22 protein-coding genes are annotated in these 14,130 nt (G+C 46.5%); 14 read left to right on the forward strand and 8 right to left on the reverse strand.

All coding sequences use genetic code 11. The annotated features are described in order from the left end of the window. A partial coding sequence (locus AC1S5B_RS18160) for a protelomerase family protein (RefSeq protein ID WP_482037112.1) occupies positions 1 to 1,740 on the forward strand: 1,740 nt, incomplete at its 5' end. 65 nt (positions 1,741 to 1,805) lie between these two features. On the opposite strand, the gene AC1S5B_RS18165 is transcribed toward AC1S5B_RS18160, so the two are convergent. From AC1S5B_RS18165 to AC1S5B_RS18175, 3 genes are read right to left on the reverse strand one after another with little or no spacing between them, the layout of a single operon-like run. Further along, entirely contained in the window at positions 1,806 to 2,120 is a 315-nt protein-coding gene (locus AC1S5B_RS18165) for a hypothetical protein (RefSeq protein ID WP_482037113.1), read from the reverse strand. Positions 2,121 to 2,129: 9 nt separating this feature from the next. After that, a complete protein-coding gene (locus tag AC1S5B_RS18170) occupies positions 2,130 to 2,375 on the reverse strand; it encodes a hypothetical protein (protein ID WP_482037114.1) in 246 nt (81 codons plus the stop codon). A 1-nt stretch (position 2,376) separates the two neighbouring features. Further along, positions 2,377 to 2,778, reverse strand: coding sequence for a transposase (locus AC1S5B_RS18175; protein ID WP_482037115.1), 402 nt, complete (start codon positions 2,776 to 2,778; stop codon positions 2,377 to 2,379). A 35-nt stretch (positions 2,779 to 2,813) separates the two neighbouring features. Here AC1S5B_RS18175 and AC1S5B_RS18180 point away from each other — a divergent pair, with 35 nt between their 5' ends. After that, positions 2,814 to 2,999 carry a hypothetical protein gene (locus AC1S5B_RS18180; RefSeq protein WP_482037116.1) on the forward strand — a complete coding sequence of 62 codons (186 nt, stop codon included), beginning with the start codon at positions 2,814 to 2,816 and terminating at the stop codon, positions 2,997 to 2,999. 196 nt (positions 3,000 to 3,195) lie between these two features. Here AC1S5B_RS18180 and AC1S5B_RS18185 read toward each other — a convergent pair whose 3' ends face one another. Together AC1S5B_RS18185 and AC1S5B_RS18190 are read right to left on the reverse strand one after the other, a co-directional pair. Continuing rightward, positions 3,196 to 4,770, reverse strand: coding sequence for an Eco57I restriction-modification methylase domain-containing protein (locus AC1S5B_RS18185; protein WP_482037117.1), 1,575 nt, complete (start codon positions 4,768 to 4,770; stop codon positions 3,196 to 3,198). Beyond that, a complete protein-coding gene (locus AC1S5B_RS18190; RefSeq protein WP_482037118.1) occupies positions 4,745 to 5,710 on the reverse strand; it encodes a XamI family restriction endonuclease in 966 nt (321 codons plus the stop codon). The genes AC1S5B_RS18185 and AC1S5B_RS18190 overlap by 26 nt, the downstream gene beginning before the upstream one ends. A gap of 107 nt (positions 5,711 to 5,817) precedes the next feature. Between AC1S5B_RS18190 and AC1S5B_RS18195 the strand changes: the two genes are divergently transcribed. Further along, entirely contained in the window at positions 5,818 to 6,336 is a 519-nt protein-coding gene (locus AC1S5B_RS18195) for a helix-turn-helix domain-containing protein (RefSeq protein ID WP_482037119.1), read from the forward strand. Beyond that, the gene (locus AC1S5B_RS18200) at positions 6,333 to 6,899 is read left to right on the forward strand and encodes an IS630 family transposase (RefSeq protein ID WP_482037120.1); all 567 of its coding nucleotides are present in this window, start codon (positions 6,333 to 6,335) and stop codon (positions 6,897 to 6,899) included. Before AC1S5B_RS18195 ends, AC1S5B_RS18200 begins: the two co-directional genes overlap by 4 nt. A 13-nt stretch (positions 6,900 to 6,912) precedes the next feature. Here AC1S5B_RS18200 and AC1S5B_RS18205 read toward each other — a convergent pair whose 3' ends face one another. Then, positions 6,913 to 7,293 carry a hypothetical protein gene (locus AC1S5B_RS18205; protein WP_482037121.1) on the reverse strand — a complete coding sequence of 127 codons (381 nt, stop codon included), beginning with the start codon at positions 7,291 to 7,293 and terminating at the stop codon, positions 6,913 to 6,915. Positions 7,294 to 7,570: 277 nt separating this feature from the next. Here AC1S5B_RS18205 and AC1S5B_RS18210 point away from each other — a divergent pair, with 277 nt between their 5' ends. From AC1S5B_RS18210 to AC1S5B_RS18250, 9 genes are all read left to right on the forward strand, one after another. Beyond that, the gene (locus AC1S5B_RS18210; protein WP_482037122.1) at positions 7,571 to 7,969 is read left to right on the forward strand and encodes a hypothetical protein; all 399 of its coding nucleotides are present in this window, start codon (positions 7,571 to 7,573) and stop codon (positions 7,967 to 7,969) included. Positions 7,970 to 8,033: 64 nt separating this feature from the next. Further along, entirely contained in the window at positions 8,034 to 8,579 is a 546-nt protein-coding gene (locus AC1S5B_RS18215) for a hypothetical protein (protein ID WP_482037123.1), read from the forward strand. 2 nt (positions 8,580 to 8,581) lie between these two features. Continuing rightward, positions 8,582 to 8,806 (forward strand): hypothetical protein, encoded by a 225-nt coding sequence (locus AC1S5B_RS18220; protein WP_482037124.1) that lies wholly within the window; start codon positions 8,582 to 8,584, stop codon positions 8,804 to 8,806. A gap of 65 nt (positions 8,807 to 8,871) precedes the next feature. Next, positions 8,872 to 9,342, forward strand: coding sequence for a hypothetical protein (locus tag AC1S5B_RS18225; protein ID WP_482037125.1), 471 nt, complete (start codon positions 8,872 to 8,874; stop codon positions 9,340 to 9,342). Positions 9,343 to 9,434: 92 nt separating this feature from the next. Further along, entirely contained in the window at positions 9,435 to 9,821 is a 387-nt protein-coding gene (locus AC1S5B_RS18230; RefSeq protein WP_482037126.1) for a hypothetical protein, read from the forward strand. A 68-nt stretch (positions 9,822 to 9,889) separates the two neighbouring features. Further along, positions 9,890 to 10,585: a hypothetical protein gene (locus tag AC1S5B_RS18235; protein ID WP_482037127.1), complete on the forward strand. Its 696-nt coding sequence runs from the start codon at positions 9,890 to 9,892 to the stop codon at positions 10,583 to 10,585. Positions 10,586 to 10,595: 10 nt separating this feature from the next. Beyond that, positions 10,596 to 10,931, forward strand: a complete 336-nt coding sequence (locus AC1S5B_RS18240) for a hypothetical protein (RefSeq protein ID WP_482037128.1) — start codon at positions 10,596 to 10,598, stop codon at positions 10,929 to 10,931. Then, a complete protein-coding gene (locus AC1S5B_RS18245) occupies positions 10,924 to 11,196 on the forward strand; it encodes a hypothetical protein (protein WP_482037129.1) in 273 nt (90 codons plus the stop codon). Before AC1S5B_RS18240 ends, AC1S5B_RS18245 begins: the two co-directional genes overlap by 8 nt. 92 nt (positions 11,197 to 11,288) lie before the next feature. Continuing rightward, positions 11,289 to 11,828, forward strand: coding sequence for a hypothetical protein (locus AC1S5B_RS18250; protein WP_482037130.1), 540 nt, complete (start codon positions 11,289 to 11,291; stop codon positions 11,826 to 11,828). Positions 11,829 to 11,856: 28 nt separating this feature from the next. Here the strand turns inward: AC1S5B_RS18250 and tnpA are convergent, their stop codons facing one another. Then, positions 11,857 to 12,270: an IS200/IS605 family transposase gene (tnpA, locus tag AC1S5B_RS18255; protein ID WP_482037131.1), complete on the reverse strand. Its 414-nt coding sequence runs from the start codon at positions 12,268 to 12,270 to the stop codon at positions 11,857 to 11,859. A gap of 65 nt (positions 12,271 to 12,335) precedes the next feature. Here tnpA and AC1S5B_RS18260 point away from each other — a divergent pair, with 65 nt between their 5' ends. Beyond that, positions 12,336 to 13,610, forward strand: a complete 1,275-nt coding sequence (locus tag AC1S5B_RS18260) for an RNA-guided endonuclease InsQ/TnpB family protein (protein ID WP_482037132.1) — start codon at positions 12,336 to 12,338, stop codon at positions 13,608 to 13,610. 76 nt (positions 13,611 to 13,686) lie between these two features. On the opposite strand, the gene AC1S5B_RS18265 is transcribed toward AC1S5B_RS18260, so the two are convergent. After that, positions 13,687 to 13,980, reverse strand: coding sequence for a hypothetical protein (locus tag AC1S5B_RS18265; protein WP_482037133.1), 294 nt, complete (start codon positions 13,978 to 13,980; stop codon positions 13,687 to 13,689). Positions 13,981 to 14,130 lie beyond the last annotated feature (150 nt).

The following is a 14,130-nucleotide window of genomic DNA, read 5'->3' on the forward strand; positions in this document are numbered from 1 at the left end:
AAAAAATGGGCGGATTGGATGAAACAACAGTGGGCACAGCATGGGCTGCGGACGCTCAAACAGCAGCAGTCCCTGATGGATAGAACGCGCAGGGTAATTAAAGACCAGTTAGGAGAAGACCATTTCGCATTGGAGTCCATGCGGTTTTCGACTGAGGAATATGTCCAAATTAATCATGAGAAGCAAGGGGTGGTGAGCGATCGCAATGAACAGGTGCAATTCTTGGACAATCCGGATGCGATCGTTGCTCAGGCGGTCAGACTACTGGACTCCCCAGAGTGGGCGGAGGTGGCAGCGGGTTTATCGGTGTTGACGGGTAGACGCAGTTCTGAAATCCTCTCAACCGCAGAGTTTGTGCCCAAGACTCAGTGGAGTGTCACCTTTACAGGGGCACTCAAACGACGGGGGGAAACACAAATCCTCAGTTTTGAAATCCCAACGTTGACAACCGCAAAAAAGGTTTGTAAGGCGTTGGAAAAGGTCAGACACGAATTGCCGGAGGTGAAAGGGTTATCGCCGCAGGCTGTTAATAGTAAATATGGACAGGCAGTTGCTAGAGCGTGCGATCGCCACTTTGCTGATTGGGTGCCAGTCAGGGAGGGAAAGGATAATCTCTATACCCATCTCTTCAGAAGTATCTACGCCACGATCTCGACCTTCTGGTACTGTCCCCCTCGTGTCAATGAAACGGAATTTAAAGCGCACATTCAAGGGCACTTTGCGGTGCTCGATGAAAACAATCCGGAATTGAGGCGATCCCTCGCAGCAAGCAGACATTACTCGGATTACGAAATTGCAGATAAGGTGATCGCGAACTATGGGGGCAAGCGCAAGGGCATCAAACTAGGGGTTGGAGGCATCGAGATGATTGAGGCGTTTAGGGTCGATGAAGTAGTCGAACTATTGGAAGACTTGCCACCGAAGAAAAGCAGAAAGCAGGCATCATCCGTCCGCGTGTGGCAGGACGATAAATCGTTGCTCCATGACATCTTTGAACGGTTGGGATTGGATGGGGAGTTACCCCAGCCGGAAAAAGTGGGACTTCTACTGGGGTGGGTGAAGGATCGGTTGGAAGCGGAGCGAGAAGAGTCAGGGATCTCGATTGAAACGGAAGAAATAGAGGAACAGGGGCAGGAGAGCGACCACACAGCGGAAGCAGAAGAAGACCAAGAAAGCGACCCTCGCGGTATCTGCGAAGCTGCACGTACCGTTGAACAAGAGCCAAATGTCGAACCAGAGAAGCGATCGTTAGAACAGGCAACGGTAGTTGGTGGGTTGGAGATGAAGATCGACAAGCTGGTGGATGTCATGACTCAGTTCATTCAAGTTCAAATGCAACCTCAATCTGCCCAAGCTCAACCAATCGCACCCCGGTTTACAGCCCCTAAACTGCCTGGTTTTAAGGAGATGAAACCTCAACAGGTGGATGAGCAAACATCAGAAGATGAGCCACATCAGAAGCGCAGGATGCGGTCAACGGAAACCGATGGAATTATCAATCGGGCAATTGATGAAATTGTTAAGCACAATAGCATCCCAGAACTACCGCATGACCAGAAGTGGGCAATTACGATCAATGTGCTGAAATCATTTGTCAAAAGCCAACGAAAAATTGAACAAATTCTGCAAGCAAGGAGGGATGAAATTGACCACCACCATCAATATCACCAAATTGAAGCAGAACGACACAATCTCAGGCACAGAGGAAAGCAACCAATCACCGATATCATTTCAATTTAATGAGATGACTTTCTCTAACTTCTCCACTTTGTATCGATAACAAACTGTTGCTGATAGTTTTAACGCTAGTTGTTGGGTAGCTGCTGCGGTGGTTTGGGAAATTCGTAATTCAAGAACCGATTAATCTCCTTCGTAATGGATGCCTTTTTGGTTGAATTCTCCATATTTTCAGCCACCCTGTCATTGAGAAACTGAAAAAATTGTTTGACTGTAATAATCCGAATTGCCCTACTATCTTCTGGTGCAAGCGACTCCTGGATGTACTGCTGGGCATAGGGACTGGCTCCAAAGGGGGCAAAGAGGATCAAGAACGCATAATCAACCCCATACTTTCGCCGTGCAAGGCTCAGGTACTTGCGATCATAGACGCACTCCTTCACGTCATCTTCTTACACGATCGGGTCTTTGCAATCGAACAGAAAAATGAGCCGTTTCTCTTCGCCATCAATGGACACCGTGAAAATATCCGATTCCAGATCCGGGTAACGGTAATTCTTTCGCCGCAAGACTAGAAAGCGAAATTCTGGCTCCAGCCGTAAGCGCCAGTCCTTGGTTCGTGCAGCCAGCAGGATTGCCTGACGCACAATATCCCCATGAGTCTGCCCTGGAATTCCATACTTGATACCAAGTTGCATTTTAAAAAGTAGTTCTCAGATGTGGAAAGAAGGTCGTTGAGCGGACTTGCTCTGGGGCTGCAATCAGGTCGTTAAACGCCTTGCATAAGGCGTTTTCAACGGCATCTAAACTGTTGAAGATGCGATTGTTAAAATGCTTTTCGCGCATCTCTTCCCACAGATGTTCCACGGGCATCACTTCAGGACTGTAAGCAGGTTGAGCGAGCAAGCGGATGTTCTCTGGAATATCCAGATGTTTCGCTCGATGCCAAGCCGCTCTATCCACCTGCAAAATGATGAAGTAAGCAGCAAACTCGATGGACAACTGCGCCAAAAATAGACTCATCATCGCAGTGTTGGCATCGGGCAAGATTAAGCAACACATCAGTCCTAAACTGGGAGCCACTGCCGCATACGCATACACATACTGTCTGACCTGCTGACGAGCTAGAGTGGGTCTTGTCTCTCCAGGAGGTTCGGACGCTAATTGAAACGGCGATCTCCAACGGCAGTGAGGTTGGCAGTGATGAACGTGCCCGATGGCTCCGGTGGGGAGACTCTGGTGACTCCAGTTCTAATCCAGCAACAGAAATCGACGAGACTCGATTTTCCGGCGAAGAACGCGCTCAATGGGTTCGGTGGTAATGTTTCGTGACCCACAAAATGGTGAACAGACTTCTCAACAGACCTCCATCAGTAGAAAGATTTCCATGCTTTCCTGATGTGGCGATCGCGATTGCAACTATTATGAACCCTTAACGTTTCGGTTAAGCATCTGCTAGTACCTGTACTACATACCGACATTTATAATCTGCTTCAATCGGAACGTTGAGCGCGACGGCTACAGTTTTTCTAAAGCTTGGAGTAGAAGATCTGCTGGCACGTTCGCTAACTCTCTAGGTTCCAACTTATGCAACCCATCCCCGTAAACTCGTCCTTCGTGAATCAAGCTTTGTATAGGAATTGAATTTAAGGCGTTCCAAACAGACTTTATCAGTTCAGAATTATTCGACAATAGTGTTTTCAATTGTACTTTTGGGTACATCATAAGATAAACATTAGGTGCAATCGCTTTAGAGTGATTAAGGATAAATCGAAAAGGTTTGCTGCTCCTAGACTTATGCCGCCCCATGTATGGACATAAAAACATTGCAGGATTTCTAGTTTCTTGCAAATACCACAGCGAGCGATGTTTACATAAATAACGATGTGATAAGCCAATGTTTTCGCCTTGCCGGAGGTAGTTCCAAACCGAAGGATACTTAACTTGCATCCATTCCATTGGTTGCTTACAAGTTAGCAAGAAAAGTTTATGTTCAAGCTTCGGATTGCCTTGCTCATCTGAAAATATTTCATCATCTAATAAATATCGAGGGCTTGGAAGAATGGGGGTTAAAAGCTCAGATGGAATGCGAATATCATTAATCTGCTCAGGTGTGAGAATAAAGAAGTCATTCGCTCCAGTAGCAACTCCTCGTTTAATCTCAAATAAATCAGACAGCTTAGTTTCTGCTTGAGTACTATCTCTTTGAGGTAACGAAATTGAGGTGTAATTCCATTTTGATAACTCTTTTAGCGTCTTCGATGAGATGTGTTTTGAACAAATTGGGCGGTTGATAGTTCCTCCATAAGTAAAATCCACCCAATAGTCATGACTCGGTTTTATGTTTCTAAACCAAACCACTGCTGTAGAAACTAGAACATCATCAAACTGCAAGTCATCAGGAGCAAATCGATGCACTCGCAGTAGAGTCACTTGATCGAGTAGATAGTTCTTGATCTGTTTCCCATAATTCACATCCATAAATTCAGAAGGAATTATCCAGCAGGCTAGACCATCCCGTGCCATCCATCCATGTGCTGCTAGTAAGAAGTAACAGTAGAGACCTGCTAGACCGCTCAGTTCGATGCCTGTAGTTTTTATTCCTAGTTCTTTAAGAGAAAGCTTCTTCTCACTTGATAAATGGTGGTGACGTACATACGGCGGGTTGCAAATCAACAGATTAGGTCTAAGAACTTTATCTTGGGGTGGAACACTTTCTGTGAAATCTGCAACATGAAGCTTAAGAGGGGTTTTAGCCCATAATTTGAGTGCTACGTCAGCATAGTTTTGATCAATTTCATAGCCAACGGCACTTTTGATTTGTTCGGGTAGAAATGATTGCAGCAATGCTGAATAGAATGAACCAGTACCGATCGCCGGATCTAAAAAATGAATTTCTTCACTAGCCGGAAGTAAAGACTTAGAGTACTTAAGAATCTCAATTGCAAGCGAGTTGGGTGTAGCAAATTGCCCCAATCGATTACGCTCCACAGAATTTTTAGAAGCATCAAGTTGGCCTTGCTCAATCACCCTCTCAGCTTCCGTTAAGTCAACACTAAAAGACTGCTTACAATCCAAATTCTGCAAAATCATTGATACGATGTTCCCAGACCCAATCTATACCCTCGGCAGCTTCATAACCTAAGTAGCCACTGTCAAAGTAGCCACATAGGAATAAAACAAATTCAATTGTATTACCATAGGTGGCATTTAACTGCTGAACTTTTCGAGCTTCTTCCTTTCGGCGTTTATTGACATTTGTAAAGTCTCCCGCCGACTTTGCCTCTACCAATAAAGGGCGATCGCCGGGTTGAGCAGTTTTACGCATAATAACTACATCAACTGGGATATTTACCGTCTTCCCACCTTCCTCCGCCAAGTAGACAGGGATGTTTAGCCGAAAACTGTAGGTTCCTGGCAGCATTTCATCAAACTTTACTCGTTGGTTGGTGGGCAATAAACGATACTCCCGTCCATCAAGCCATGCTGCAATTTCCCTTAATTGTCTTGCCTCTTGAGCATTGCGAACAATCGGATCTGCCGATGAACCACATAAACGATCTGCAACAATCGTAGCTGCACGATAGATTTCGCTTTCCAAAGGTGTTTGATTTGTGTCTAGCCAAGGGAAGATATCTCGGTCAGCAAGCCTTGTAAGAATATCAGTAATTTTTCTTAGTTCTTCATCAAGACGATCCTCTGTTAGCCGAACAGGTAATTTTCCTGCGACTTCCATACGATCTACAACGCCTTTAGCTACGTTCGCTAACCCAATGAGCCGATCTCTAGCAATCGGTGGACAGGTACACATTCTGAGAGTCGGTAGTATACCTGGATTCTGCCGAAGAATCTCTGGTTGCAATGCTTTGAGATTATTGGTCGTCTTCAAAGTCGAGGCTACAACTTCAGTAACTTTAATACGGGTATCACGAAATGCTTGCGGCGCGAAATCCATGAACCAAGAATTATACATATCCACAGACTGGGCTATGTCTGCTTTCCAAAGATCTGGTTTGTCACGATTTACAGCCATTCGAGCTTTGCGGAAGTGTGCGTTTCTACTTTACTCCCTAATTCATACCAAATTAAATCAAGGTAGCTACAGATCAGATAAACTAAGGGGTGTAGAGATGAGGTCTAATGATGGCTGGAGTCAGCGCGATTGCAATCAAAGAAAGCCTTGAGGAGTTAGGCAAACGGTTACGAGAAGTTGAACAACCGATCCACAAAGAACGGTTGCAAGTGTTGTACTGGCTCAAACAAGCACAAGCACCGAGTATCAGCCAGATAGCGATTGCGATTGGCAGACATCGGGGCACCGTACAAAAGTGGTTAGCGGTGTACCGAGCGCAAGGACTCGAAGCCTTGCTAGTCGTTAAACCCATTCCCGGAGGAGGCAACCGAGTGATTCCGATGTGGGCAGAAGTGGCATTAGCCAAACGATTGCAAGAACCGAGCAATGGGTTTGACAGTTATGGGGCAGTGCAGCAATGGCTGTTGGAGAGTTTAGGGGTAGAAGCCGAGTATCATGCGGTCTACCAGATGACGCGCTACCGCCTCAAAGCGAAACTTAAGGTCGCCCGTCCTCAACACATTAAGCAGAACCGAGAGCAGCGAGAAGCTTTTAAGCAAACCTCAAGGGCGACCTCGATTTGTTGAGCCAGTACTATCGGCAAGTGCGCCAAGATGAGCGACCGATTCGCTACTTTGCCCAAGATGAGAGCCGCTTTGGACTGCATACCCTCATCGGACGATTGATTACAGCGTTTGGGGTGAAACCGATTGGGGCATGGCAGTCGATATTCAAAGCATTCTGGCTGTATGGCGCGGTGGAACCTGCCACTGGAGCATCCTTTTTCTTGCAGTTCTCTCATGTTGATACCGACTGCTACCAATGGTTCTTGGATGAGTTCTCCAAAGCTTATCCTGACAGCCTCAACCTGCTGCAAGTGGATAACGGACGCTTTCACAAAGGCAAAGACCTGATTGTGCCAGAGAACATTATCTTGGTGTTTCAACCGCCCTACTGTCCTGAGCTAAATCCAATAGAGCGCTTGTGGGAACATCTCAAGGCAGATCTCAAGTGGGCTTCGTTCAAAACGCTGGAGCAACTGCAAACAAAGGTTGATCACCTCTTGTCTCAGCTAACCCCTCAAGTGGTTGCTTCTCTCACAGGTTATCCCTTTATCCTAGATGCACTATCTGTCATTAGCACCATTTAAATTGGTATCAGTTCTACTGGACGCGAGAAAGACGATGGAGAACCTCAATAATTGGCAGTTGCATCAGTTGAGCTGGAGTCAGATCCAGCTTTTTTAATGTCTCGGTGCCGCATAGCTGCTCGATCGTCATCATCAAGTCGAGTTCTCCCCGCCCCTGAGCCTCGATCAAATCTGAGTTAGAGCGACCGATGCGATCGGCGATCTGGCTAAATCCCTCCCACCCTTTGCCGGTCACAGAAACATTATGCCGCTTCTTTTCCTCCCCTTCATACGCAAGCTGCCTGCCTTCACGGTTCAAATTCGCCAAAGACTTTGGGTTGCGGTGCTTTCCCCTGCCGTCGCCAGTGCCAGCTTTACCAGAACCCGACTTTTTCCCAGCCATCACTAAAACCATACGAGTTCTCCTCATTATCCAGCTTCTCGGATCTGGCGCAAATGGCATCTGCACAATGCCTACATCTACGGTCGATAATTTTCTAGCTAAAATCATCCAATTTTTACACACTTTTCTGAAAAAGAGCGTTGTTTTATCAACATAGTGTGTATAATATAGATAAGACAACAGAGCAGCAGAGAGCGCAACTGCTTCAAGAGCGCCCGCCACTCTTCCCAGAGAGTATGACCCGTGAAAAAGGGGAGCGACACCCCGGCGGACGGACTGAAGAAACCGCTTGGCGGAACAGCAGAATACAAGCGCTTTGTTGCCAGTGCCCTTAAACACAAAAAAGAGAGCACTTCACCAGAAATGCCCGACCTTAGAATTAGAAAAGGATGTTCTGAGTATGTCATTTATCACTGACTGTTGCTTTGCTGATCGGGATCAACGAGATCAGCAAGTTTTGGAAGCCATCGAACCCGACTTCTACGAAGGCAAAGCAGATTTTGCTTTCGGGAAGATGCCGACACAACCGAATAATCAAGTTTACATGGATGGCTGGATGAGCGCCCTGCGCGAAGGTGTTCGCTTTGAGGGAGAGATTGCAGTTTACCCAGAAGGAACGTACAGAGCGAATGCAACAAGCGACTTGAACAGTGCAATTTTTGCAAACGTTCCGTTTTTTGAGTTTTAGAGCAGCAAACCAAGGAGGGGCGCTATTGCCCCTTCTAGTTCACCTGAATCAGGAGCTTTTAGCAATGGCAAAAGTCGTCAGCCCAATCAGCGCAAAGGTTGAAGTGGTCGGAAAGTTGAAGGACGGGGATTATGGACCGTACCGCTCCGTGCTATTTCTAGATCAGTCTCAACCCGAAGGATCAGAAGCAGCCAAGATATGGAAGTCTTTGAGCGATGAAGAGACAAAACCCCTACGCAAGGGAGTAATAGTGCAACTGATTCCAGCAGGGAGTGATAAGAACGGCAATGTCAAACATAACATTGTGCTGCTGGACACTCAAAACACTTCTCCACCCACTGCGAGTGCTTCAACTACACCGCCCGCTATTCCACAGCGACCCGATGCACCACCGCTTTGGACAGATGACCAGAAACGTCAGCTATCGGCTGCTGTATGTGATCATGCTGACTTATTTCGGTTTTGTTTGGAAACTGTAAAAGGCAAAATTAACGATCTCGCCGAGCATCGAGATCACCGAGCGATCGCAACCACAGTCTATCTGCAAGTGCTGCGGCAAGAACCCACAGCAGCAATTACGCCAGAAAATGCTCTCAAATCACAAGAGTAGCCATGTTAACAATAAGCACAACAACCAGTAAGCCTCTGGCAACGGATACTTCTATCCAACAATTGGTTAGGGTTCTAGAAAAGGCTAAAGACTCTACGGGAACACCAATCACAACAGAAGAAATCCCGATCGTCACCGATCAACTACTGGATTGGTTGCTTAAACATCCAGACCTTGAAGCGAGAATTCAAGAGTGCCTGGATGACATTCGCTTCAAAGTTCGATAGTTGCACCGCATCAACCAGAGAGCCGTTTTTTAGCTCTTCCTCTATCACTGACTGGGTTTGTCTACATGAAATTTTTTGTTTGGCTGACGATCGCGATCGTCGGCATGAAAGTTGCCGCAGGTAAGTCAAGCCTGCACATTCACCCTCATCACAGCGAAGTTCCTGACCGAGACCCATTGCGAACTCGCGTACTGTCTAGACCTAAACGAAGAAGGAGTAAATCGATGGAACCGAATTTGAATCAACACGCACTGAAAAAAATGTCGGATGCCCAACGGGAAATGGCACAAGCATTCAGCCACTACCAACAATTGCTGAACGCGGTTGAAACATCATTTGCTGCATTCCAGGAGGCAAGCAACACCAGCATCAACCAAAATTGTCTGCAATACCAGGTGATTGCAGATGAGTTGAGTGGGGCTTACGGTGAGTTGTTCGGAGCGCTGAGATTGCTCATGGTGCCGTTTAATCATCCCAGAGTTTCAACCATGATTCGCGCTGGGCAAGAACAATCTGCCCGTGAACAACAAGCCTGAATGCTGTTCATTACAAATCGACGTTCCTGGTAGAGAGTCCGCCTACCAGGAACGTCGATTTAGAGGAAATACAGTCATTTAGAGGAAATACAGTGACTACAACCCTACCCAAAATCAAATTGACATTATTCCAGCTAGCCGTCTTACGACAGCACTACAAGCCTCAACAGGAAATTTCCACCCAAATAACTCCCCAAGAAGATATGTATGAGTTGTTGGAGGAGTTGGGAAAGCAGAAACTACTGCAAGCGATCGCGTTGATTCCAAACAACCCCCAGTTGAGCTACGAGCAAGCAGGAATTCAATTAGCCATATTAGATCACTTCCACGCACATCCAGAGCATTTTGAATTCCTGAATCAAAAGACATTAAACACACTTGATGAGGCTCCAGAAATTCTGTACGCCGATGGAGAGAAAGCACTGATTACGATTGATAGAAAGTGCTATCGCTACGAGAAAGACACAATTTTCGACTGATCCACATTGCAGCAACATCCCGATTCAAAAGATGTTACTCCATCACCCTTCACTTAAAACTCATTACGATGCAAGAACTTAACCCGGTCGATCGCCAAATCATCCACCAAGCCCTGGACGCATTTCAACAGGTTCTTAACTGGTGCTATCAGATCGACGATGATGATTCACGATTGCCTCTCAATATACTCGACACCGCACATAAATCAATCAACGCAGCAACAGTCCGATTTCAGCCGGAGAAGATAATCATGACGCAACAACCTCTTAATCCTCAATGGGCTGAGGAATCTGTACAAAGATCCGAAGTAATTGCGGCTCTGGTCAAGCATTTATACGAACAGGGAATCCTTCCATCGCCTGAACCCAATTGCGAGGAAAACGAAGACTTTCCATTCGTGCTTGCTGCCGTCCGATACATCGCCTTTGCGAAAGTAGAGAGCAAGGCTGATTTATTCCAGTCGATGAACAAACAAATATGGCGATTATCCTGGCTGTTAGGCACGATCGCGTATCAGCTTCAACGAGTTAATGCTGATTGGGCAACATTACACGATGCCAACATCGAGGCGCTGGTCAGCAGTAGTGCCACAACGACAGCCTTTGACGATAAAGAAGTGCTGCTCAGTGTCGCCTCCTGCCTGAACTACTGGATCAAAGGCGAAGCGTTTCGGTCAATCTCCTTCCGGTTTAGCAACCTCTTAGAAGTGGTGTCGCACATCGCCACCGCAATCAACAACATTGATGAACCATTTTTGCAGTGAGGAAGATTTCATGACCGCACATATACCAACTCTACCAGGTATTCCTTACAAGCAATCCTCTGGATACCTTCACCCACCCCAAGACACGTTGAGAAAGGCAGCAACTACGCTAGAAGGATTGTTAACCAGCCTTAGTTTAACTGAAGACGGCAAAGCTTTTTTAGCCTCTCCACCTCAAACTGCATTGCAAGAGCGTGTTCAGCAACGGCTTCAGGACCTAGAGACGGTTGACAGGAACATTACTGAGGCAATGGAAAAGCTGATCAAGTCGGTAGAAGTTTTGCGGAGGCTATCGTCTTCAAAACCGCCCATGCAAGCGAAATCAGGAGCAAACTACGATGCCTGATCTGGCAAATTTAATGAATATTGCCGCAACGATATGCGAGTTAGAAGTTTCCATGCAGATTGAGGCAAATCATTCCTCCATTCATCAGCAAGACTGGGAGGAAGCGATCGCCCACCTACAATCAGCAGAAACCCTTGTCCTTCATTTGCTTGCAGCAAAAAGCCAGAGAATATCGGACTCAACGACTCAAAAGCCCAGGTTTCAACTTCTCCAGGGGGGATTGGAAGGCGAGCCGCAAACGAGACCCAGAGACATCCCTTTCTAGCCCTCACATTATCCACAACAAGGCAAAACGTGCCAAATCTGCTGCTTCTACTTCGTACCAATGAGACCCATCAATTTCTTGGAGAACGTTCAATGCCCATGAATTACCCTCTTTCAAGTGGCGATATCGTCAAGCTCAAAGATCCGTATCGACCGGAGGAATGGGCACACCGCAAACCAAAGACCTGGCGGGGATTCGAGTATGGGATCATGGTTGAAATTGTCTCGACGCAATTCACGGTCAACGGCGATCTCTACGGCAATACCCAGATTCCTCGAAATGTGTCTTTACATCTCTACGATGCTTCTGGGCATTTATTCATCCTTCCTCAATGGATTGAGAAGAGGTTGATGATTCCTGAGTATGTGGATCATCACATTTCTGAACTGATCCTCTACAAAATTGCCACTGAGACTGGCTATGTTCCAGTCGCCGATCCACCCAACTGGGATAGTGTATGGGATGAAGAAATGAGCATCCTGAAAGAATTTGAGTATCAAATCAGCATTGAGAAACTTGACTCTCAGGTTCTCAATACATCAGGACTGGGGCACAAGCGGAGACATCGCATCGCTCCAGTCTTTTTCTATAAAGCCTCGCGTGAGAACCCCGGTCTTTCAAGCCGGGGATGAAACGCAGCAGCAACCTTGAGGTGGCGAGTTATTTCCCCTTTTGCCCTTCAATATATTTTCTGACCGTTTCAGTTGAGACATTGCCTACACTTCCCACAAAGTAGCTGGGAGTCCACAGAGTAGGAAGTTTCTTGAGTTCTGGGAACTCCAATCTCAAGTGATGTGATGCTCTTCCTTTGACCTTATTCATCACTCCGCTAGCTGAATCAGTCGGCTTGATGTTGAGCAGCAAATGAACATGATCAGGCATCACCTCAAGAGCAATAAGCTTCCATCGATGCTCTACAACCAATTCAAAAATGATTTCTTGCAGCCGTTCCACAATCTTGCCAACCAATACCGCCTTACGACGCTTAGGGATAAACACAAAGTGCAGATTGATTAGAGAGACGGCGTTACCTTCGTGCCGATACTCTAAATCTTCCTTCGATAAACTTGCCATAACGCAACCAGTTTGTTGATGTGTTCTGTATAATCAACATAGCGTATAGATAGAAAAGGCGTTAAGTGTTTGGATGCCAGCAGGTTTTAATTAAGCCTGACAAAGAACTGAAAGCCGTTCTGGAGTTTATTTGTGGAGAGTCTAACAAGCTGCACAATTGCGCGGTTTACTACGCTCGTCAGATGTACTTCAAGGCTAGGGTTTACGTTCGTCCGTTTGATCTAATCAACGAACTGAAGCGAAATCCTCACTACGGAGCGTTGTGCGCTCAAGCGGCTCAACAAACTTGTGGGGCGGTCGGTGAGTCAGTGAAATCTTTCAAGGGTTTAATCAAGCTGTTCCGAGAGGGCGGTCTAGAATACAGACCCAAGTTTCCCAACTACCGCACAAAGGACGGGCTTCATTTGATTGCCTACCCTAAACAGGCTCTAGGCAAAAAGTTGATTGATGGTCAAATCTCAATTCCACTAGGGCAAAAAGTTCAAACTTGGTTCGGAGTGAAGAATTTCACAATTCAGATGCCATCGAACCTAGACTACGCAGTTGTTCGAGAAGTTAGAATCTTGCCTCGCAATGGTCAGTTTTATGCTGAGTTTGTCTACAAAACCGAAGCTGTGTATTCAGATGTTGACCCTAAAAAAGTTTTAGGGATTGACCACGGGATAGATAACTGGCTGACTTGTGTAAGCAATGTTGGAAGCAGCTTCATCGTGGATGGCAGACATTTGAAAGCGCTCAACCAGTGGTACAACAAGCGAGTTTCAACCCTGATGGATGGCAAGTCTAACGGGTTTTGGTCGCATCAGTTGGCGCGAATAACCGAAAAGCGGAATCGACAGATGCGGGATGCGGTCAATAAAGCGGCTCGATTGGTCGTTACCCATTGCCTAGAGAACAGAATTGGCACCGTCGTTTTTGGCTGGAACAAAAGGCAGAAAGACTCAGCCAGCATGGGAAGAAAGACCAATCAGAAGTTTGTGCAGATTCCCACGGCTAGACTGAAAAAACGGATTGAGCAACTGTGTGAGCAGTACGGGCTTCAGTTCGTTGAAACCGAAGAAAGCTACACGTCTAAGGCTTCATTTATTGACCGTGACTTCCTGCCTACAATCGGTGCAAAACCCGATGAGTGGAAAGAATCTGGTAGACGAGTTAAACGTGGCTTGTACCGAACGGGTCTACAAAATTGGTATATCAATGCAGACTGCAATGGTGCTGCCAATATCATCAGAAAAGTAGCGACGATGTTAGGGCTTGACCTTAACGGAGTTAGTAGGGGCGTTTTGACAGCGCCTTTGAAAGTTCGCTTATGGACTCTTCAAGAATTCCCGCGTCTTTAGACCGGGGAGTGTCAACAGCCACCCCAAACGTCTCAATACCGCTTCTTTAAAGGATATTTCGTCCCATGCCCTGAAGTCAGGATTTTGGATGCCCAGACTTTTCTAACCTGCCCCGGAGCAAATCAAGCACCTGTTCACCCAACTGTTTATCCTGCTCCAGTAATCGCGCCGTCGCCTCAACCCAATCACTGACGGACACATCGTGTTGATCGGACAACTGGCGCAAAACTTCCCATGCTTCATCGGTCAAACCGAAGACATGCTCTTTCTTGACGCTACCCCACCGGGGAAGAGGAACGCGGCGATTGCCTTCAAGATTGCGATGGGAGTTGGGATTACTCCCTTTTCCGCGATAGTGTGCGATCAACATGGCGGCTCTAATACATTTGCTCTGTTAACTTCACCCTAAAGCATTTTACAAACGCTTGACATTCTGACAAGAAAATCTATCCATAAGTAGTACTATTGTATTGATATTTCTTGGATACCCTGGTATTCTTAAGAAAGGCTTGATACCTCC

It is taken from the genome of Leptolyngbya sp. CALU 1928, from assembly GCF_056784215.1.

Coding starts and splice junctions, on each gene's coding strand:
- AC1S5B_RS18170 (WP_482037114.1), bottom strand. CDS start 2,375: ATGCAACTTGGTATCAAGTATGGAATTCCAGGGCAGACTCATGGGGAT.
- AC1S5B_RS18185 (WP_482037117.1), bottom strand. CDS start 4,770: ATGATTTTGCAGAATTTGGATTGTAAGCAGTCTTTTAGTGTTGACTTA.
- AC1S5B_RS18190 (WP_482037118.1), bottom strand. CDS start 5,710: ATGGCTGTAAATCGTGACAAACCAGATCTTTGGAAAGCAGACATAGCC.
- AC1S5B_RS18195 (WP_482037119.1), top strand. CDS start 5,818: ATGATGGCTGGAGTCAGCGCGATTGCAATCAAAGAAAGCCTTGAGGAG.
- AC1S5B_RS18205 (WP_482037121.1), bottom strand. CDS start 7,293: ATGGTTTTAGTGATGGCTGGGAAAAAGTCGGGTTCTGGTAAAGCTGGC.
- AC1S5B_RS18215 (WP_482037123.1), top strand. CDS start 8,034: ATGGCAAAAGTCGTCAGCCCAATCAGCGCAAAGGTTGAAGTGGTCGGA.
- AC1S5B_RS18220 (WP_482037124.1), top strand. CDS start 8,582: ATGTTAACAATAAGCACAACAACCAGTAAGCCTCTGGCAACGGATACT.
- AC1S5B_RS18225 (WP_482037125.1), top strand. CDS start 8,872: ATGAAATTTTTTGTTTGGCTGACGATCGCGATCGTCGGCATGAAAGTT.
- AC1S5B_RS18235 (WP_482037127.1), top strand. CDS start 9,890: ATGCAAGAACTTAACCCGGTCGATCGCCAAATCATCCACCAAGCCCTG.
- AC1S5B_RS18240 (WP_482037128.1), top strand. CDS start 10,596: ATGACCGCACATATACCAACTCTACCAGGTATTCCTTACAAGCAATCC.
- AC1S5B_RS18245 (WP_482037129.1), top strand. CDS start 10,924: ATGCCTGATCTGGCAAATTTAATGAATATTGCCGCAACGATATGCGAG.
- AC1S5B_RS18250 (WP_482037130.1), top strand. CDS start 11,289: ATGCCCATGAATTACCCTCTTTCAAGTGGCGATATCGTCAAGCTCAAA.
- tnpA (WP_482037131.1), bottom strand. CDS start 12,270: ATGGCAAGTTTATCGAAGGAAGATTTAGAGTATCGGCACGAAGGTAAC.
- AC1S5B_RS18265 (WP_482037133.1), bottom strand. CDS start 13,980: ATGTTGATCGCACACTATCGCGGAAAAGGGAGTAATCCCAACTCCCAT.